The organism is Helicobacter apodemus (assembly GCF_000765745.2).
Lineage (GTDB): Bacteria > Campylobacterota > Campylobacteria > Campylobacterales > Helicobacteraceae > Helicobacter_D > Helicobacter_D apodemus.
This window is the reverse complement of sequence record NZ_JRPC02000029.1, coordinates 1-15,894: the sequence shown is the minus strand read 5'-3', so window position 1 is coordinate 15,894 and position 15,894 is coordinate 1. Positions and strand designations below refer to the sequence as shown.

The following is a 15,894-nucleotide window of genomic DNA, read 5'->3' as shown; positions in this document are numbered from 1 at the left end:
CCTCAAAAACAAAGGATAGAAAAGGTTTTTATTAAAGATGAGAGCTGCAAAGCAGAGCTAGAGGCTTATAAGCAACTCTTTAAGGAGTTAGGGCAACCCTAAAGGCTTCATTCTCTCTTTTATCTTTGCTGTTAAAAAAATAGGCAAGACTTTCAATAGCGGTTTTAGGCTTATCATCTTTTTCTAAAATGGCTTGTGTAATAGGCTTGTTTATTAAGGGTGTCTTGTTGCAGGGTTATTAAGAGTAGTGTGTATGCGCCTAAAGGCAAAAGTTGCGATTTTAACCTCCCCTAATCAGTGGTTTATCCCTTATGCTAAAGCGTTACAAAGGCAGATTCCCTAATGTGATTTGTATTTTTCTTGTGAGGATTTTAAACAATCTTATACCCTTGTGTTTATTCTCTTATCATAAAATCCTCTCTAGTGATTTTTTGCGACAACATAAGCATAATCTTGTGATTCACGCCCCTAATCTCCCTAAAGGAAAGGGTTGGTCTCCCTTGTTTTGGCAGGTTTAGAGGGTAGTAATGAGATTGTATTTAGTCTTTTTAGAGCCGATACACACGTTGATAGTGGGGATATTTATTTGCAAAAAACTTTGTTTTTAGATGGGGTTGAGTTTTATGAATTGTGCGATAAACAAGCAAAGATGTGTCAAGATATGTGCCTAGAGTTTCTTGCTTCATATCCCCATATTATCCCTAAAAAGCAGCAGGGTAAAGAGGGCTTTTATCCTAAGAGGACCCCAAAAGATAGTGAGCTAGATATTACCAAGAGTTTGCAATCCCAATTTAACCTTTTAAGGATTGTGAGTAATGAGGAATTTCCTGCGTTTTTTTACAAAGATGGTAAGAAATTTATCCTTAAAATTTATCCAGATACTTCCTCTGCGGGGGGGGGGGGATAATTAGTGTTATTTGCTTAGTGCTTGAAAATTATATAACTTTAAAGGAATGTGAGCAAAAAGAGATTTTAAAATACCGCAATGATGAGAGTGTAAAATCCCAGCTTTATAACCAACATATTATTTCATTTCAGGAGCATTTAGCTTTTTAGAGTCTTTAAGATGTAATCCTAAGAAGCAATATTTTTTAGTAAGGTTTAACTCCCAAATAATTAGGAAGCATTAATTTTAATCTTAGGGGTGATGAGGAGGTAGAATTTGGATTCTTTGCTAATCCAAATCTTAATATTAGTGGAATTGACAGAGTGTTAGAGCAGATTAGTTTGTTTTATGTCTTTAATATCTTGGGGGCAAAGAAGTTATGTTTAGAGGTGTTTTGTAGCAATAAGCAAGTGATTAATTTGCATAAAAGTTTGGGTTTGTGGTAAATGCTACAAAATTTGTTAAGGGTAAGGAAGTGTTAGAAATGTCCCTTAGTAGATAGCCATGAGATTATGTATTGTTAGGATTGATTAGAATTCCTATAATTTTGGGATAAGAAGTTTTATTTTGTCTTTTATTGTTTTCAATGTTCTTTAGAGGAGCGAGATAATAGAATACTTGCTTTAAAGAGAGATGGGGGGTTTTATGTAGTATTTGTTTGTGGGGGGGGGGTGTTATTTTATTAGGTGCGATTGAGGCAGATTTTATCTACATGGATTTTATTAAGCCTTTAAAGTGTGTTGGTTAAACTCTGCTAGAGGTGGGTTATTGTTTGCTTATTTGGGCTTTGGATTCTGTTTTATAAAGCCAAATGAATACTTCAACGACTGCCTGATAAAGCTTAGGTGGAATTTCCTCGTCAATTTCTAAATTTATAAGAGAATCTACTAAGGCTTGACTTTGAAAGAGTGGAATATCGTATTCTTTAGCTTTTTCAATAATTCTTTGTGCGAGTAGCCCCTCTCCTTTGGCTAAAACCTTAGGCGCTCTTTGTTTATTTTGTTCATACGCTAAAGCGACAGCTTTTTGTGTGGGTTTCATTAATAGCTTCCCAAAATGGTATCAACTTGTTCCCAAGTAAGGGGGGAGGATTTTTTATGTGTTAAAAAATGGTGCAGGATTCTAGTCAATATATCGGTTTCTATATTTACGCGCGTGCCTATTTGGTAGGTCTTAAAAAGTGTTGTTTGGAGAGTGTGGGGAATGAGTGTTAGACGCAGAGAATCTTTTAAAACTTCATTAATAGTAAGGCTAATACCATTAATTCCAATACTACCTTTAGGGATACAGAGTTCTAAGGTGTTGGCTTGAGTGCTAATGAAAAAATCTGTGCCTACTTTGTGGGGTTGGATACTAATAATCTCCCCAATGCCATCAATATGCCCTTGTAGGATATGTCCATCTAATCTATCTTGCAAAGTCATTGCGGGTTCGATATGGACAAGGTTGGAGTAGTTCTCTAAGGCGAGGTTGGTTTGGGATTCTTCGCTTAGCTCTAGGTTAAAACCATCGCTAAAGGTTTCAATCACGGTTAAACAAGCACCATTAACTGCAATACTATCGCCGATTTTGGGTTTATAATGAGCTTTGAGGGTAAGGAGGTTTTTATGAAACTTTTTTACATAGGCAAGTTCTCTCACTAAGCCTGTAAACATTGATCTCCTTTAAGCTAGTTTTGATTAAAATTTTAGCATAGATAACAAGAAAGGAAACTTATGCAACTTTGTGATACACATTGTCATTTAGATGATGCGAGGTATAATGAAGATTTTGAAGTAATGCTTAAACGCTCTTATGAAGTTGGGATTACGCGTTTTATTATCCCAGCGGCTTATCCTAATGATTTAAAAAGGGCTCAAAGCCTATCGCATCAATATGAGGGGATTTATTTTGCAGCAGGGATTCATCCAAATTATGCACATCTTTATGATAAGGATTTTATTCAAAGCTTTGTGGGTGATGAAAAATGTGTGGCTATTGGTGAGTGTGGGTTAGATTATTATCGTGCGGAAGAATCTCTAGAAGAGATGGGTTTAGAGAGTTTTGAGGCTTTGAAGGATTTGCAAAAAAAGGTTTTTATCGAGCAGATAAAATTAGCACTTGAAGTTAGAAAGCCTCTTATAGTGCATATTAGAGACGCTTCTTTAGATTCTTTAGAGATTTTATTAACTTATGCTAAAGAATTAAAAGGAGGAGTTTTGCATTGTTTTAATGCAGATTTTCAGCTTTTAAGTTTAGCAAAATATGGTTTTTATTATGGTATTGGTGGAGTTTTGACTTTTAAAAATGCAAGAAAATTAGTAGAGGTATTACCCAAGATCCCTCTGCAATCTCTCTTATTAGAAACAGATTCCCCCTATCTTACACCTCATCCTCATAGGGGGGAGAGGAATGAGCCTTCTTATATTCCTTTGGTTTTAGAGAGGATGAGTGAGATTTTAGCCATACCTAAAGAAACCCTTGCAAAACAAATTAATCATAATACGCAAAATCTCTTTGGCGAGTATTTTAGGATTCTTTAGTATTTTTTGCATTCTTGAAACATTGATTCAAAGGTTTGTTGGGATTTTTGGATAAGTGTTTTATCCTCTAAGATTATTAAGGTTTCATAATTTGTTTCAAATGCACTTTTAGACCAATTTGCCGAACCTATGATTAAATATTTATTATCACTAATTGCCATTTTCATATGCATTAAACCTTTATATTTTTGATTAGAGGAGGGCTTACCCTCTAGTAAGCAAGCTTCTATATTTTTGAGTTTTGCTAAATAGCCAATAGTGGATTTATTAGAATCAGAATTTGAGCTTTTATCATAGATAATACGCACTTTTACTCCCTTTTTAGCAATATCGCGAATAGCTTTAGAGATTTCTCTATTAGTAAAGCTATAAATTGCAATGTTTAAGGTATTTTGCGTTTGAGAGATAATGCTAATAAGCTTATGGAGTGCTATTTCTTGTTCTTGTGGCATAAAATAGAGATTTTGGGCGTTAAGAGAAAATAGGGGGAGTAACAAAAAAAAGTAATAAAACTTTTTTAACATTGTAAATTCCTTGTAAAACTTAAGATATAACTTGTTAAAATTTTAACATATTCTAAAAACCTTATTAAAAAAAATATAAGGAGTGGAGTGTTTCAATGAGAGTGTATTTAATCAATAAGAATCCTGTTGTTGCAAAACTTGTTGCATTAAGTGTTGCAAAGGCAAATTTAGAATTGGTAGAAAGCCAAGAAATGGATGTAACTTTAGAAGCAGAAATTATATTTATTGACGATGAATGTTATGATAAGGAACTTATTGATACTTATAAGCAAAATTTCGGGAATGCAAAAATAAGCTTATTGTATGCTAAGAGTAGAGAGAGGATTGCAGGTTTTGATGAATATATCCAAAAACCTTTTTTACCTACGGATTTATTTGATGTTTTAGTAAAGCTATCTGGTATAACACCTAATGATGTTAAGCTGTCTTTTGATGAACGTCGTAACAAATCTATGGATTTGGATTCTGATGATATACACGAATTAGAGAGTTTGCAGATTTTAGATAAAGACGATATTGATGAGGTTAAAGGACTTTTTGATGAGAAAGAAGAACAAGATGATATAGCAGATTTAGAATCTGAGGATACTTTAGAAACTCCTGAAATTGAGGATTTAGAATCTTCTATTAAAGAACCTAGTGAGGAAAAATTAGACTTAACCCAAGAGGATGACCCTACAAGTGATTTAGAGGATGAAATTAAATTAGATTCTTTAACCCCAGAGGATAATGTAGAGGATTTACAAACCCCACAACAAGAGGATATGCAAGAGGATTTAACCTCTGAAGATTCTTTAGATATAGCAGATTTAGAATCTGAGGATACTTTAGAAACTCCTGAAATTGAGGATTTAGAATCTTCTATTAAAGAACCTAGTGAGGAAAAATTAGACTTAACCCAAGAGGATGACCCTACAAGTGATTTAGAGGATGAAATTAAATTAGATTCTTTAACCCCAGAGGATAATGTAGAGGATTTAGAATCTAAGAATGCATTAGAGAGCAAAAAAGATAAAACATCTAGTAATGTAGATGCTTTAGAGGATGAATTTAGCGCTTTGAATTTAGAGGGAGTGAGTGAGGCTTTAGGGGAGCCTATTGCTAAAGAGCCTAATATAGCCCCTATTGTTTCACAACCTAAAGAAGAGGAAACTTCACCTAATATTCAAGCAAATTCTTTAGAAGGGTTGATTACTGCTTTGCAGACTTTGCAAACACAGACTTTAAAAGATCTTTTAAGTGGAGCAGTGATTAATATTAATATCCAATTCCCTAAAAAAGATGATAATTAATGCAAGAAGCCAAATATAAGGGGGCTATTCTTGTTTTATCAGGACCAAGTGGAGCGGGAAAAAGCTCACTTTATCAAATTTTAGCTAAAGAATTTCCTAAGCATTATTTTTCAATCTCCTCTACAACGCGACCTAAGAGAGAAAATGAGATTGATGGAGTGCATTATCATTTTATCTCTAAAGAAAAATTCGAGCAAGGCATTAAGGAGGAGAGTTTTTTAGAGTGGGCAGAGGTGCATGGGAGCTATTATGGGACAAATAAAAACCAAATTTTAGAAGCTTTATGTGAGGATAAATTAATCATTCTTGATGTTGATATTCAAGGACAAATGAATATTAAACAAGCTTTTCCTAACCACACAACTTCCGTTTTTATTACAACTTTAAACCAAAAAATCTTAAGAGAACGACTTCGCAAAAGAGGAAGTGATAGTACAGAAGTGATTGAAGAGCGTTTAGAGAATGCGACTAAAGAGATAAAAAGCCTTTATGCGTTTGATTATCTCATTATTAATGATGATTTAGAAGAGTGTGCGAAAAAACTTATTTGCATTGTAAAGTCTGCTTTTTGTAGGGCAAGCTTATACCATTTGGATTTATTGTTGCAAGAATGGCAAGCATAGTTTCTTATTGTTTTAATATTTTATTGTAAGTTTTAAGCCCTAAGGAGTTAGAATATAGAAATTTTGCCTAAAAAGAGAAAAGATGCCAAAAAGAAATGATATAAAGACTATTTTATTAATTGGCTCTGGTCCTATTGTGATTGGACAAGCTTGTGAGTTTGATTATTCCGGCACACAAGCAGCAAAGACACTCAAAGCACTTGGGTATAAAGTTGTCTTGATTAACTCTAATCCTGCAACCATTATGACCGATCCAGAGTTTGCACATAGAACTTACATTGAGCCTATTACCGAAGAAATTATAGAGGATATTATTAAAAAAGAAAAAGTGGATGCGATTTTACCTACAATGGGTGGGCAGACTGCTTTAAATGTCGCTATGAATATGTATGAACAAGGGAAGCTTGGGGGTATAGAGTTTTTAGGCGCGAATCCTGAAGCGATTAAAAAGGGTGAGGATAGAAAAGTCTTTAAAGAGGCGATGTTAAAAATTGGTATGGATTTGCCGAAATCCTATTATGCTTATAATTTAAAAGAAGCTTTAGAAGTTATAAAAGATATAGGTTTTCCGGCTATTATTCGTGCAAGTTATACGCTAGCAGGTGGTGGAAGTGGTGTTGCTTATAATATTGATGAGTTTAAAAATCTCGCACAAAGTGGGTTAGAGATTAGCCCCATTGGAGAGATACTCATTGAAGAATCCTTATTGGGTTGGAAAGAGTATGAAATGGAGGTTATCCGCGATAAGGAGGATAATTGTATTATTGTTTGTAGTATAGAAAATCTTGATCCTATGGGAGTGCATACAGGAGATTCTATAACTATTGCTCCAGCTTTGACCTTAACAGATAAAGAATACCAAAGAATGCGTAATAGCTCTTTTGCAATCTTGCGTGAGATTGGTGTGGATACGGGCGGAAGTAATGTGCAATTTGCCATAAACCCGCAAAATGGTAGGATGACGGTTATTGAAATGAATCCTCGCGTTTCTCGCTCCTCTGCTCTTGCTTCTAAGGCTACAGGATACCCTATTGCTAAGGTAGCCACCCTTTTAGCGGTGGGTTATACTTTAGATGAGATTAAAAACGATATTACAGGCACTCCAGCAAGTTTTGAGCCTAGCATTGATTATATTGTTACTAAGATTCCGCGATTTACCTTTGAGAAGTTTCCGCAAGCAGATTCTACCCTTACAACTTCTATGAAATCTATTGGGGAAGTGATGGCAATTGGGACGACTTTTAAGGAGTCTTTGCAAAAAGCACTCAATAGTCTTGAAACAGGTATTTTTGGCTTCAATCCTTTAAGTAGTGATAAAAATGAGATTCAAAGGCAAATAAGACACCCTAATGCTAACCGTTTATTGTATATCGCTGATGCTCTAAGGCAAGATATTGGTGTGCAAGAAATTTATGAGTGGTGCAAAATTGATAAATATTTTCTTTACCAAATAGTAGAAATTATCGCGTTTGAAAAAACGATTACCTTTGAGAGATTGCAAGATAAAGACTTTTTGCGGGAAGCAAAGATTTTAGGCTTTAGTGATAAAATGTTGAGTTTTCTTATAAATTCTAAAGAGGGCTTGGAGCTAAGGGAGGAGGATATTTATGCACTGCGGCAAAAATATGGAATATTCTTTACTTATAATGAAGTGGATACTTGTGCAGCGGAGTTTGCAACCCAAACGAATTATTTGTATTCTACAATGCCCTTTAAAGACACTTGGCAAGTTTGTGATAATCAAAAGCTCCCAACAGATAAAAAAAAGATTCTTATTATTGGTGGGGGACCTAATAGGATAGGGCAGGGAATTGAGTTTGATTATGCTTGTGTGCATGCAAGCTTTGCCCTCTTTGATATGGGAATTAAAAGCATTATGTATAATTGCAATCCAGAAACCGTTAGTACAGATTATGATATTAGTGATACTTTATACTTTGAACCTATTACCTTTGAATGCGTTAGGAGTGTGATTGAAAGAGAGAATCCCGATGGGATTATCGTGCATTTTGGGGGGCAAACCCCTTTAAAATTAGCTAAAAAGCTCACAACTATTGGAGCAAAAATCATAGGAACTAGTGCTAAGACTATTGATATTGCCGAGGATAGGGAGAAGTTTGCAAAATTTGTTGAAGAAAATGGATTAATTCAGCCCAAAAATGGCACTGCCTTTAAAAAAGAGGAGGCTATTAGCATAGCTCAAGATATTGGTTTTCCCGTGTTGGTTCGTCCTAGCTATGTATTAGGTGGAAGGGCTATGCGTATTGTCTATAATATTACGCAATTGCAAGAGTATATGAGTGAAGCAGTTAGTGTAAGTGAGGATTCACCGGTTTTAATTGATAAATTTTTACAAAATGCTATTGAATTAGATGTAGATATTATTTGCGATGGGAGAGAGGTTTATATCGCGGGTATTATGCAGCATATTGAAGAGGCGGGAATCCATAGTGGGGGTTCTGCTTGTGCTTTGCCTACTATTAATATTCCTAAAGAAAAATTACAAGAGATTGAAAAAACGACTGCAAAAATCGCTAGAAATTTGGGGGTAGTAGGGCTTATGAATACCCAATATGCTATTTTTGAAAATACGCTTTATCTCATTGAAGTTAATCCTAGAGCTAGCCGAACCATACCTTTTGTTTCTAAAAGCACAGGAGTTCCATTAGCTAAGGTAGCAACTTATGTGATGATACATAAAGATTTAAAGGCGGCTTTAGAATATTATGATGGATTTAAGAAAGTAAAATTTGACAATGGATTATATAAGCCTAAAAGCTTTAAGCATATTGCGGTAAAAGAATCAGTGTTTCCTTTTAATAAACTTCCCGGTGCGGTGATGATATTAGGACCTGAAATGCGTTCAACGGGAGAGGTTATGGGGATTAGTGAAAGTTTTGGATTAAGTTTTGCTAAATGCCAATTAGCTTGTAAGAATCCACTGCCTGTTAAAGGAAAGGCCTTTATTTCTTTGAGTGCCATCCATAAGCAATATGCTCTTGCTTTAGCTAAAGATTTGCAAAGGCTTGGCTTTGTGCTTTGTGGGACAAATGGGACAGCTGCAGTTATTTCTGCTGGAGGGATTCCTTGCGAGATAGCCTTAAAGATTAGCGAGGGGCGTCCTAATATTAATGATATGTTAGCTAATGGGGAGATTGCTTTAGTGATTAATACAAGTGATGAATCCTCTAATCAAGAGGATACTAATAAAATTAGGACACAAGTTTTACGCAGCAATGTCCCTTACTTTACAACTATTGAAGCGGCTTTGGTGGCTATTAATGCAATAGGGGAAATAATGGATAAAAACCCTTATAATGCAACAGCAATTCAAGATTACTTGAGGGGTTAATGAAAGCCTCTAACCCAATATTTTTAGCCCAGAGTGATACAACCGCAGGATTTTTGTGTAAGGACTATAAAAAACTTAATGCATTAAAGGGTAGAAATCTTACACAAAATATCATCTTAACAACAGATAGTTTAAAAAAAATGCAATCTTTTGTGCGGATACCTAAAAAATATAAGAAAGAAGTGCGTAGATTAAAGCAAACGACTTTTATTGTACGTAGTAAAACTCTTATAAATTCCCTAGCTACACGCATTGTAGTGGGGCAACATAGTGAGTTTTTATCCTTTTTTAATGGCTTATATTCTACTTCAGCTAATAGGCATAAACAGAGGCTCTCTTTAGAGTTTGCCCTAACTTGTGCTACATTTATTGTTTTAGATAAAAGAGGGTTAAAAGAGGATAAATCCTCAAGTATTTATAAGATTGGTAGCTATAATAAAAAAAGGATTCGGTAATATGAGAGCAGCAAATATTTTACGAGCATTTTTGTTGGGGATTTTTTTAAGCTTCCTCTTAACTTGTGTTTTTTGGGCGGCTATTTTTAGGAATTATATTTATTATTATGGAATCCCTTTGTTTTTTAATCCTTTTTTTGGAAATGTTTTTAATGGTTATTTATTTATTATTATGGTGGTCGTATTTGGAATAGGATTTTTTATCCCTGTTGTTGGTTTTTTAATAAAGTTTGCTTATTGTTTATTGCTTGTTATCTCTCTTTTGCTTTTTGTTCCTCCATTGGGGAAGAGTGTAGGGGAAACCTTATTGTCTAAAAAGATTGTTTTAAACATCAATGGGGAACAAAAAAATGTTGTGGCTTTATATGAGGATAAATCTTATATTGTTTATCAAAACTCTCCTGAAGTTTTAGAGACTTTAGAAGAGAGAAAGAGAAATCTTAGCTATTATAAAAAACCTTGAATTTTTTTATAAAACATAATAGATTCTTGGGTCTTTACGCAACTTAGTAAATATTTCATCCCGCTCTTGTTGATTATTGATTAAGACTTCAATATTAATACTATGGTATTTTCCGCTTTTACTTTCTTTGCAAGGTGTGGTTATAAATTCTTTATCTAAAATCTCTAATGCCGCTTCATTTAACTCTTTTTTATCATTTCCAATAATGCGATAATGCCATTGACAAGGGTATTGTATCTTTTCTTTAAACACTTTTTTGAGCCTTTATAAAAACCTCTTTTGCCCATTGTGGAATTTTTGTAATTTTACCCTTTTGGTTAATGCAAACTAGTGTGAGTTTGGCAAAAAATATTTTTTTATGTTCTAAAAATATGGATTGCTCTAAGAGGATAGAAGCGGATTTTAATTCTAGGATTTTTGTGTGTATTTGGAGTTTATCTCCAAGCTTTGCACTTTGCAAAAAGTCAATTTGCATATTTTTAACGACAAAGCCAACTTCTTGATTGTTGGGTAAGAGATTAGCATCAAAAAACCACTGACTCCTAGCCCTTTCGCAGTATTTAAGGTAGTTAGTATGATAGACAATGCCCCCGCAATCGGTATCTTCATAATAAACTTGTATTTGCATAATTTAAGAAAGTACCTTTTATTCCAGAGTGGCTAATTTTTCTTTGAGTAAGTTATCAAGCGTTTTAATGATAGTATCACTTGCAGATTCTGCTTTTTCAAACCATTCACTAATGTCCTTTAAGCAATTTTGTGAAGAACCATTCTTTTTCATAATCTCATAACCTGCAATAATGCTACTATGGACTTGTTTATGTGGAGCCTCTATGGCGGCAAAACTTGGTAATGTAGAAAATTCTGCTCTACCATTACCGGTATCATACCATTTACCCAAGCGACAATCGTGATGCCCAACAAAGGTTGTTTCCATATTTTCACTAAATACAGCACTATATCCATTGATTTTAAAGAGTAAATGATCAAGTTTAACAAGCCCAATAAAAGTGGTAGAGAGTATTTGGTCGGTTTCTTTTGAGATGGTTTGTGCAGATTTTCCTATTTGCTCTAAAGTTTCATTTTGATGATTGAGATCCTCCATCTCTTTGAGTATTTCTTCTGTGGATGATTGCACTTCAGAGAAATTTTGTTTTACAACTTGAATATTCATTTCAATTTCTTTTGTGGCTTTTTGTGTTCGTTCTGCAAGCTTACTTACTTCATCTGCAACTACTGCAAAGCCTCTTCCATGTTCTCCTGCTCTTGCTGCTTCAATAGCAGCATTAAGGGCTAAAAGATTAGTTTGATCGGAAATATCGCTAATAAGAGCTATAACGCTAGAGATAGTTGTAAAGTCATTTTGGACTTGCCCTATCATATTGTTAAAATCTGATAATTTTGACATCATATTTGTAATCCCACTAGATAAAACTTCTTGAGAGTTTTTAGTATTACTGATATTATGTATGGCGTTTTCTTTAGCTTCTCTTAGTAAATCTACAGATTTTGTAAAGTCTTCTTGTAGGATTTTAAGATTTGTCGCAGAACTTTTTGTTAATATAAGAGCCATTTCTTTAAAGGTATCCATATTTTGTGGTTGGGAAGCCTTTTTGTTATTCATCTCATTGATGGTATTTTGAAGTTCTTGATTTTTAAGCCTTTCTTCTTGGATCTGTTTTTGGAGTTGTTGGTTGATTTGTAGGGCTTTTTGTAGGTCTTCTTTGAAATGGCTACCAAACATAAAATTTCCTTATTTTTGATTAATAATTGTTTGGCGTATTATATATTCTATCTCTTAAAACTCTCTTTAAGTATTGACTATTCTAGCTTTTGGATGTGATTTTAAAGGGTTAAGATTAGGGATTCTTGTGTTATAATATTTCTATTTTAACAAGGGAGTTTTTGAAGTTTATGTTTAATGGGAAAAATATTTTAATTACTGGTGGGACAGGTAGTTTTGGTAAGCAATACACTAAAACATTATTAAAGCATTATAAGCCTAATAAAATCGTTATTTTCTCGCGTGATGAATTAAAGCAATATGAAATGGCACAAGTATATAATCACTCGTGTATGCGTTATTTTTTAGGAGATGTTAGGGATGAAACACGATTAAAAGAAGCTACTAATGGGATTGATTATATTATTCACGCAGCAGCACTTAAGCAAGTCCCAGCGGCAGAGTATAACCCTATGGAGTGTATTAAAACTAATATTTATGGGGCACAAAATCTTATTAGTGCGGCTTTAAGCAATGGGGTAGAAAAGGTTATCGCACTCTCTACAGATAAGGCGGCTAACCCTATTAATCTCTATGGAGCAACTAAGCTTGCAAGCGATAAATTATTTGTAGCGGCTAATAATATGGCAGGAAGCCGAAAAACGCGTTTTTCTGTCGTCCGTTATGGTAATGTAATAGGTTCTCGTGGTTCCGTAGTCCCCTTTTTTCAAAAATTACTTTTGGAAAATGTTAAAGAATTGCCTATTACCGATATAGAAATGACTAGGTTTATGATTACTTTAGAGCAAGGCGTTGATTTTGTTTTGAAAAACTTTACGCGTATGCTTGGTGGAGAGACTTTTGTCCCTAAAATCCCTTCTATGAAAATCACAGATGTAGCTTTAGCCTTAGCCCCAAACTTGCCGCATAAAATTATTGGCATAAGACCAGGAGAAAAAATCCACGAAGTGATGTGTCCTAAAGATGATAGCCATATTACCTATGAATTTAGTGATTATTATGTTATAGCACCTACTATTCAGTTTAATTTCATAACAGATTTTAGCAAGAATGCTTTAGGTGAGTGTGGAGGGCTAGTTACAAGAGGGTTTGAATATAATTCAGGCACTAACACTCAATGGCTTAGTAAAGAAGAGTTTTTGGGGTTGATAAAATGATACCTTATGGGAAGCAAGATATTACTTCTTGCGATATTCAAAGAATTTTAGAGGTTTTACAATCTCCCTTTATCACTCAAGGACCTAAGTCTGTAGAGTTTGAAGTGGAGGTTGCTAAAAAGGTTGGTGCAGAATATGCTGTGAGTTTTAATAGTGCGACTTCTGCTTTACATTGTGCTTGTTTGGCTTTAGGTTTAAGGGAGGGGGATTGGGTTTGGACTTCACCTAACAGCTTTGTAGCTTCTAGTAATTGTGCGATTTATTGTGGGGCAAAGGTGGATTTTGTAGATATTTGTAAGAAAACTTATAATTTAGATGTAGATTTATTAGAAATTAAACTTAAAAAGACCAAAAAACATAAATTACCCAAAATACTCATTGCTGTACATTTTGCAGGACAAAGCTGTGATATGCAAAAAATCTTTATGCTCTCAAAAAAATATGGGTTTAAAATAATAGAGGACGCATCCCACGCACTTGGAGGAAGTTATAGGGGATTCCCTATTGGAGGATGTGCGTTTAGTGATATTACGATTTTTTCTTTTCATCCTGTTAAAATTATTACTTCCGCTGAAGGAGGGATGGCATTAACCCAAATACCAAAATATAGTAAAAAAATGCAAATGTTAAGAAATCACGGAATTACTAAAGAAGTTGCAGATTTTGAAAATCCAAAAAAAGTAATGCCTTGGTATTATGAGCAGCAAATACTTGGTTTTAATTATCGTCTTAGTGAATTACACGCAGCACTTGGAATCTCTCAATTAGAACGTTTAGAATTTTATGTGCAAAAGAGGAATGAGATTGCAAGGTTTTATGATGAGAATTTGCAGGATTTGTGCTTGACTTTGCCCTATGTAGAAACCCATAACTATAGTGCTTTTCATCTTTATCCTATTGTTTTGCAAAAAAATAGCGGTATTAAAAGGGCGGAACTCTTTAATCGGTTCTTAAAAGCGGGTATTTCTCCTCAAGTGCATTATATCCCCATACATTTGCAACCTTTTTATGCAAGATTTGGCTTTAAAAAAGGAGATTTTAAAAACGCAGAAGCCTATTACAAAAATGCTATTTCCTTACCGCTTTTTCCCACCCTTACCTTAAAGGAACAAAATAAAGTCATTGAAGTTTTAAGAAAAAGTGTGAATCTTTTATGAAAGCGGTTTGTATCATACCAGCACGTGGAGGCAGTAAAAGAATCTTTAAAAAAAACCTTAAAGATTTTTTAGGAAAACCTATCATTGCTTATAGTATTGAAAACGCAAAAAAGAGTGGAATTTTTAGTAAGATTTATGTTTCTAGTGATAATGAGGAGATATTAGAATTTGCTAAGAGTGAGGGGGTTATTGCCCTAAAGCGTCCGCAGTCTTTAAGTGGGGATTATGTAGGGACAAGGGAAGTGATTATACATTGTATTAGAGAATTAAAGTTAGAAGAAGTATGGATTTGTTGCCTCTATGCAACCGCACCGCTTCTAAGGGTAGAATCCCTACAAAATGCGTTTTTGCAATGTGATAAATCTTGTTACCTATTTAGTGCGGTAGAATATAGTTACTCTCCTTATAGAGCCTTTGTGATAAAAAATACTAAAAATACTATGTTGTTTCCAGAATTTTTTTTAAAACGTTCCCAAGATTTAGATAAAATCTATCACGATGCAGGGCAATTTTATTTTGCTAAATCCAATATATGGCAGACAAAAGAGAATATTTTTGAAGATTCTAAGAGTTTTGTATTATCCCCTTTTGAAGTTCAAGATATTGATACTTTAGAGGATTGGAAATTAGCACAAATGAAATATTTATTTAATCATCTGAATATATAGTTTGTTTTTCTAAGCCCTAAAACAAAAGTATAATAATCAATAGTTTTAAAAGTTTAATGAGATTAAATATTAAATAATAAGATTAGTTATATTTAATGATAAAGAGTAAGAGTAATTAAGTTTAAGTATAAAGATTAAAGTTTAGTTGGGCTTAAACATAGAGAGTAAGAATAAGTAGGGGTTATGTGGGTGTAGAGTGTTGGAAGTGGTTTTTTTTTAATTATTATCTTGTGTTGGCTAGGTTTTTAATCTTTATCTTTGCTATGCTGTGTGGGTGTATTGTGTTATTGGTATAGTAGCGTTATCTGTGGTTTCTTTATCTTTACTTTGTATGAGAGCAACTAAGAGTAAGTAATACTAACTAAAAGTAAGTAAAAGCACTAAGCTTTATTGACTCTTAATCATTATCTTTGGTTTAGTGTGGTTTCTTTATCTTTACTATGTATGAGAGTAACTAAAAGTAAATAACACTAAACAAACCTAAGTCTTAATAAACCCAACAAACCAACCCTAACCAACCAATAACCCTACTAAAGTTTTCTTATATACAACAAAAGAAAGCTTGATTGAAACTAAATAAACCTAAACAAACCTTAAGATAAAAGAATCTTATAAAACCTACCTAAACATTACTACTTAAAAGAGCTAACCAATACCAACCAACCCTAACCAACCAAAGAATAACCAACCCTAACCAACCAAAGAATAACCAACCCTAACCAACCAAAGAATAACCAAAACTAAATAAAACTAAATAAAAGTAAGTAAAAATAAAACCCTTAAAGGATAAAGTAAATAATACTAACTAAAAGTAAGTAAAAGCAACCAACCCTAACCAACCAAAGAATAACCAAAACTAACCAACCAAAGAATAACCAAACCTAACCAACCAACCCTAACCAACCAAAGAATAACCAAAACTAACCAAAACTAAATAAAACTAACCAAAACCAACCCTAACCAACCAATAACCCCACTAAAGCTTTCTTATATACAATGAAAGAAAGCTTGATTGAAACTAAATAAAACCCTTAAAGGATAAAGTAAGTAA

General features: G+C 33.8%; 18 protein-coding genes and 1 pseudogene. 12 read left to right on the top strand and 7 right to left on the bottom strand.

Annotation, left to right across the window (positions count from 1 at the left end; genetic code table 11):
• The first annotated feature begins 311 nt into the window (after positions 1-311).
• Genes LS72_RS11460 through LS72_RS11600 form a run of 3 tightly spaced genes read left to right on the top strand, consistent with a single transcriptional unit; the run spans position 312 to position 1,056 of the window.
• Complete coding sequence (locus tag LS72_RS11460) at positions 312-518, top strand: hypothetical protein (protein ID WP_238700794.1); 207 nt, start codon at positions 312-314, stop codon at positions 516-518.
• Entirely contained in the window at positions 506-907 is a 402-nt protein-coding gene (locus LS72_RS11455; RefSeq protein WP_034555468.1) for a formyl transferase, read from the top strand. Before LS72_RS11460 ends, LS72_RS11455 begins: the two co-directional genes overlap by 13 nt.
• A gap of 17 nt (positions 908-924) precedes the next feature.
• The gene (locus tag LS72_RS11600) at positions 925-1,056 is read left to right on the top strand and encodes a hypothetical protein (RefSeq protein ID WP_269149290.1); all 132 of its coding nucleotides are present in this window, start codon (positions 925-927) and stop codon (positions 1,054-1,056) included.
• Between the two features lie 595 nt (positions 1,057-1,651).
• Here the strand turns inward: LS72_RS11600 and LS72_RS09345 are convergent.
• Positions 1,652-1,927 carry an EscU/YscU/HrcU family type III secretion system export apparatus switch protein gene (locus LS72_RS09345; RefSeq protein ID WP_034555207.1) on the bottom strand — a complete coding sequence of 92 codons (276 nt, stop codon included), beginning with the start codon at positions 1,925-1,927 and terminating at the stop codon, positions 1,652-1,654.
• Complete coding sequence (gene ribE / locus LS72_RS09340; protein WP_034555208.1) at positions 1,927-2,541, bottom strand: riboflavin synthase; 615 nt, start codon at positions 2,539-2,541, stop codon at positions 1,927-1,929. The genes LS72_RS09345 and ribE overlap by 1 nt, the downstream gene beginning before the upstream one ends.
• A 60-nt stretch (positions 2,542-2,601) precedes the next feature.
• Here ribE and LS72_RS09335 point away from each other — a divergent pair, with 60 nt between their 5' ends.
• Positions 2,602-3,408: a TatD family hydrolase gene (locus tag LS72_RS09335; RefSeq protein ID WP_034555209.1), complete on the top strand. Its 807-nt coding sequence runs from the start codon at positions 2,602-2,604 to the stop codon at positions 3,406-3,408.
• Here the strand turns inward: LS72_RS09335 and LS72_RS09330 are convergent.
• Positions 3,405-3,932: a phospholipase D-like domain-containing protein gene (locus LS72_RS09330; protein ID WP_034555211.1), complete on the bottom strand. Its 528-nt coding sequence runs from the start codon at positions 3,930-3,932 to the stop codon at positions 3,405-3,407. The two genes, LS72_RS09335 and LS72_RS09330, sit on opposite strands and share 4 nt — an antisense overlap.
• Positions 3,933-4,027: 95 nt before the next feature.
• Here LS72_RS09330 and LS72_RS11450 point away from each other — a divergent pair, with 95 nt between their 5' ends.
• The 5 genes from LS72_RS11450 (at position 4,028) to LS72_RS09305 (ending at position 10,117) form a co-directional block, all read left to right on the top strand.
• The gene (locus LS72_RS11450; protein WP_238700792.1) at positions 4,028-5,224 is read left to right on the top strand and encodes a hypothetical protein; all 1,197 of its coding nucleotides are present in this window, start codon (positions 4,028-4,030) and stop codon (positions 5,222-5,224) included.
• On the top strand, positions 5,224-5,847 hold the full coding sequence (gmk, locus tag LS72_RS09320) for a guanylate kinase (RefSeq protein ID WP_034555575.1): 624 nt from the start codon (positions 5,224-5,226) through the stop codon (positions 5,845-5,847). The genes LS72_RS11450 and gmk overlap by 1 nt, the downstream gene beginning before the upstream one ends.
• 82 nt (positions 5,848-5,929) lie before the next feature.
• Positions 5,930-9,199: a carbamoyl-phosphate synthase large subunit gene (carB, locus tag LS72_RS09315; RefSeq protein WP_138155287.1), complete on the top strand. Its 3,270-nt coding sequence runs from the start codon at positions 5,930-5,932 to the stop codon at positions 9,197-9,199.
• On the top strand, positions 9,199-9,654 hold the full coding sequence (locus LS72_RS09310; protein WP_034554938.1) for a hypothetical protein: 456 nt from the start codon (positions 9,199-9,201) through the stop codon (positions 9,652-9,654). The genes carB and LS72_RS09310 overlap by 1 nt, the downstream gene beginning before the upstream one ends.
• 1 nt (position 9,655) lies before the next feature.
• Positions 9,656-10,117, top strand: a complete 462-nt coding sequence (locus LS72_RS09305; RefSeq protein ID WP_034554939.1) for a hypothetical protein — start codon at positions 9,656-9,658, stop codon at positions 10,115-10,117.
• A gap of 6 nt (positions 10,118-10,123) precedes the next feature.
• Here the strand turns inward: LS72_RS09305 and LS72_RS09300 are convergent, their stop codons facing one another.
• The 4 genes and pseudogenes from LS72_RS09300 to LS72_RS11725 form a co-directional block, all read right to left on the bottom strand.
• A complete protein-coding gene (locus tag LS72_RS09300; RefSeq protein ID WP_034554940.1) occupies positions 10,124-10,369 on the bottom strand; it encodes an HP0495 family protein in 246 nt (81 codons plus the stop codon).
• Entirely contained in the window at positions 10,362-10,745 is a 384-nt protein-coding gene (locus LS72_RS09295; protein WP_034554941.1) for a YbgC/FadM family acyl-CoA thioesterase, read from the bottom strand. Before LS72_RS09295 ends, LS72_RS09300 begins: the two co-directional genes overlap by 8 nt.
• 18 nt (positions 10,746-10,763) lie before the next feature.
• Positions 10,764-11,123, bottom strand: coding sequence for a CZB domain-containing protein (locus LS72_RS11730; RefSeq protein ID WP_414458068.1), 360 nt, complete (start codon positions 11,121-11,123; stop codon positions 10,764-10,766).
• Between the two features lie 66 nt (positions 11,124-11,189).
• A pseudogene (locus tag LS72_RS11725) lies at positions 11,190-11,525 on the bottom strand (methyl-accepting chemotaxis protein); the annotation flags it as partial.
• Between the two features lie 506 nt (positions 11,526-12,031).
• On the opposite strand from LS72_RS11725, the gene pseB reads away from it, so the two are divergent.
• The 3 genes from pseB to pseF are packed head-to-tail and all read left to right on the top strand — an operon-like array spanning position 12,032 to position 14,843.
• Positions 12,032-13,018 carry a UDP-N-acetylglucosamine 4,6-dehydratase (inverting) gene (gene pseB / locus LS72_RS09285; RefSeq protein WP_034554944.1) on the top strand — a complete coding sequence of 329 codons (987 nt, stop codon included), beginning with the start codon at positions 12,032-12,034 and terminating at the stop codon, positions 13,016-13,018.
• Entirely contained in the window at positions 13,015-14,175 is a 1,161-nt protein-coding gene (pseC, locus tag LS72_RS09280) for a UDP-4-amino-4,6-dideoxy-N-acetyl-beta-L-altrosamine transaminase (protein ID WP_034555331.1), read from the top strand. The genes pseB and pseC overlap by 4 nt, the downstream gene beginning before the upstream one ends.
• Positions 14,172-14,843: a pseudaminic acid cytidylyltransferase gene (gene pseF / locus LS72_RS09275; protein WP_034555332.1), complete on the top strand. Its 672-nt coding sequence runs from the start codon at positions 14,172-14,174 to the stop codon at positions 14,841-14,843. The genes pseC and pseF overlap by 4 nt, the downstream gene beginning before the upstream one ends.
• Positions 14,844-15,894: the final 1,051 nt, after the last annotated feature.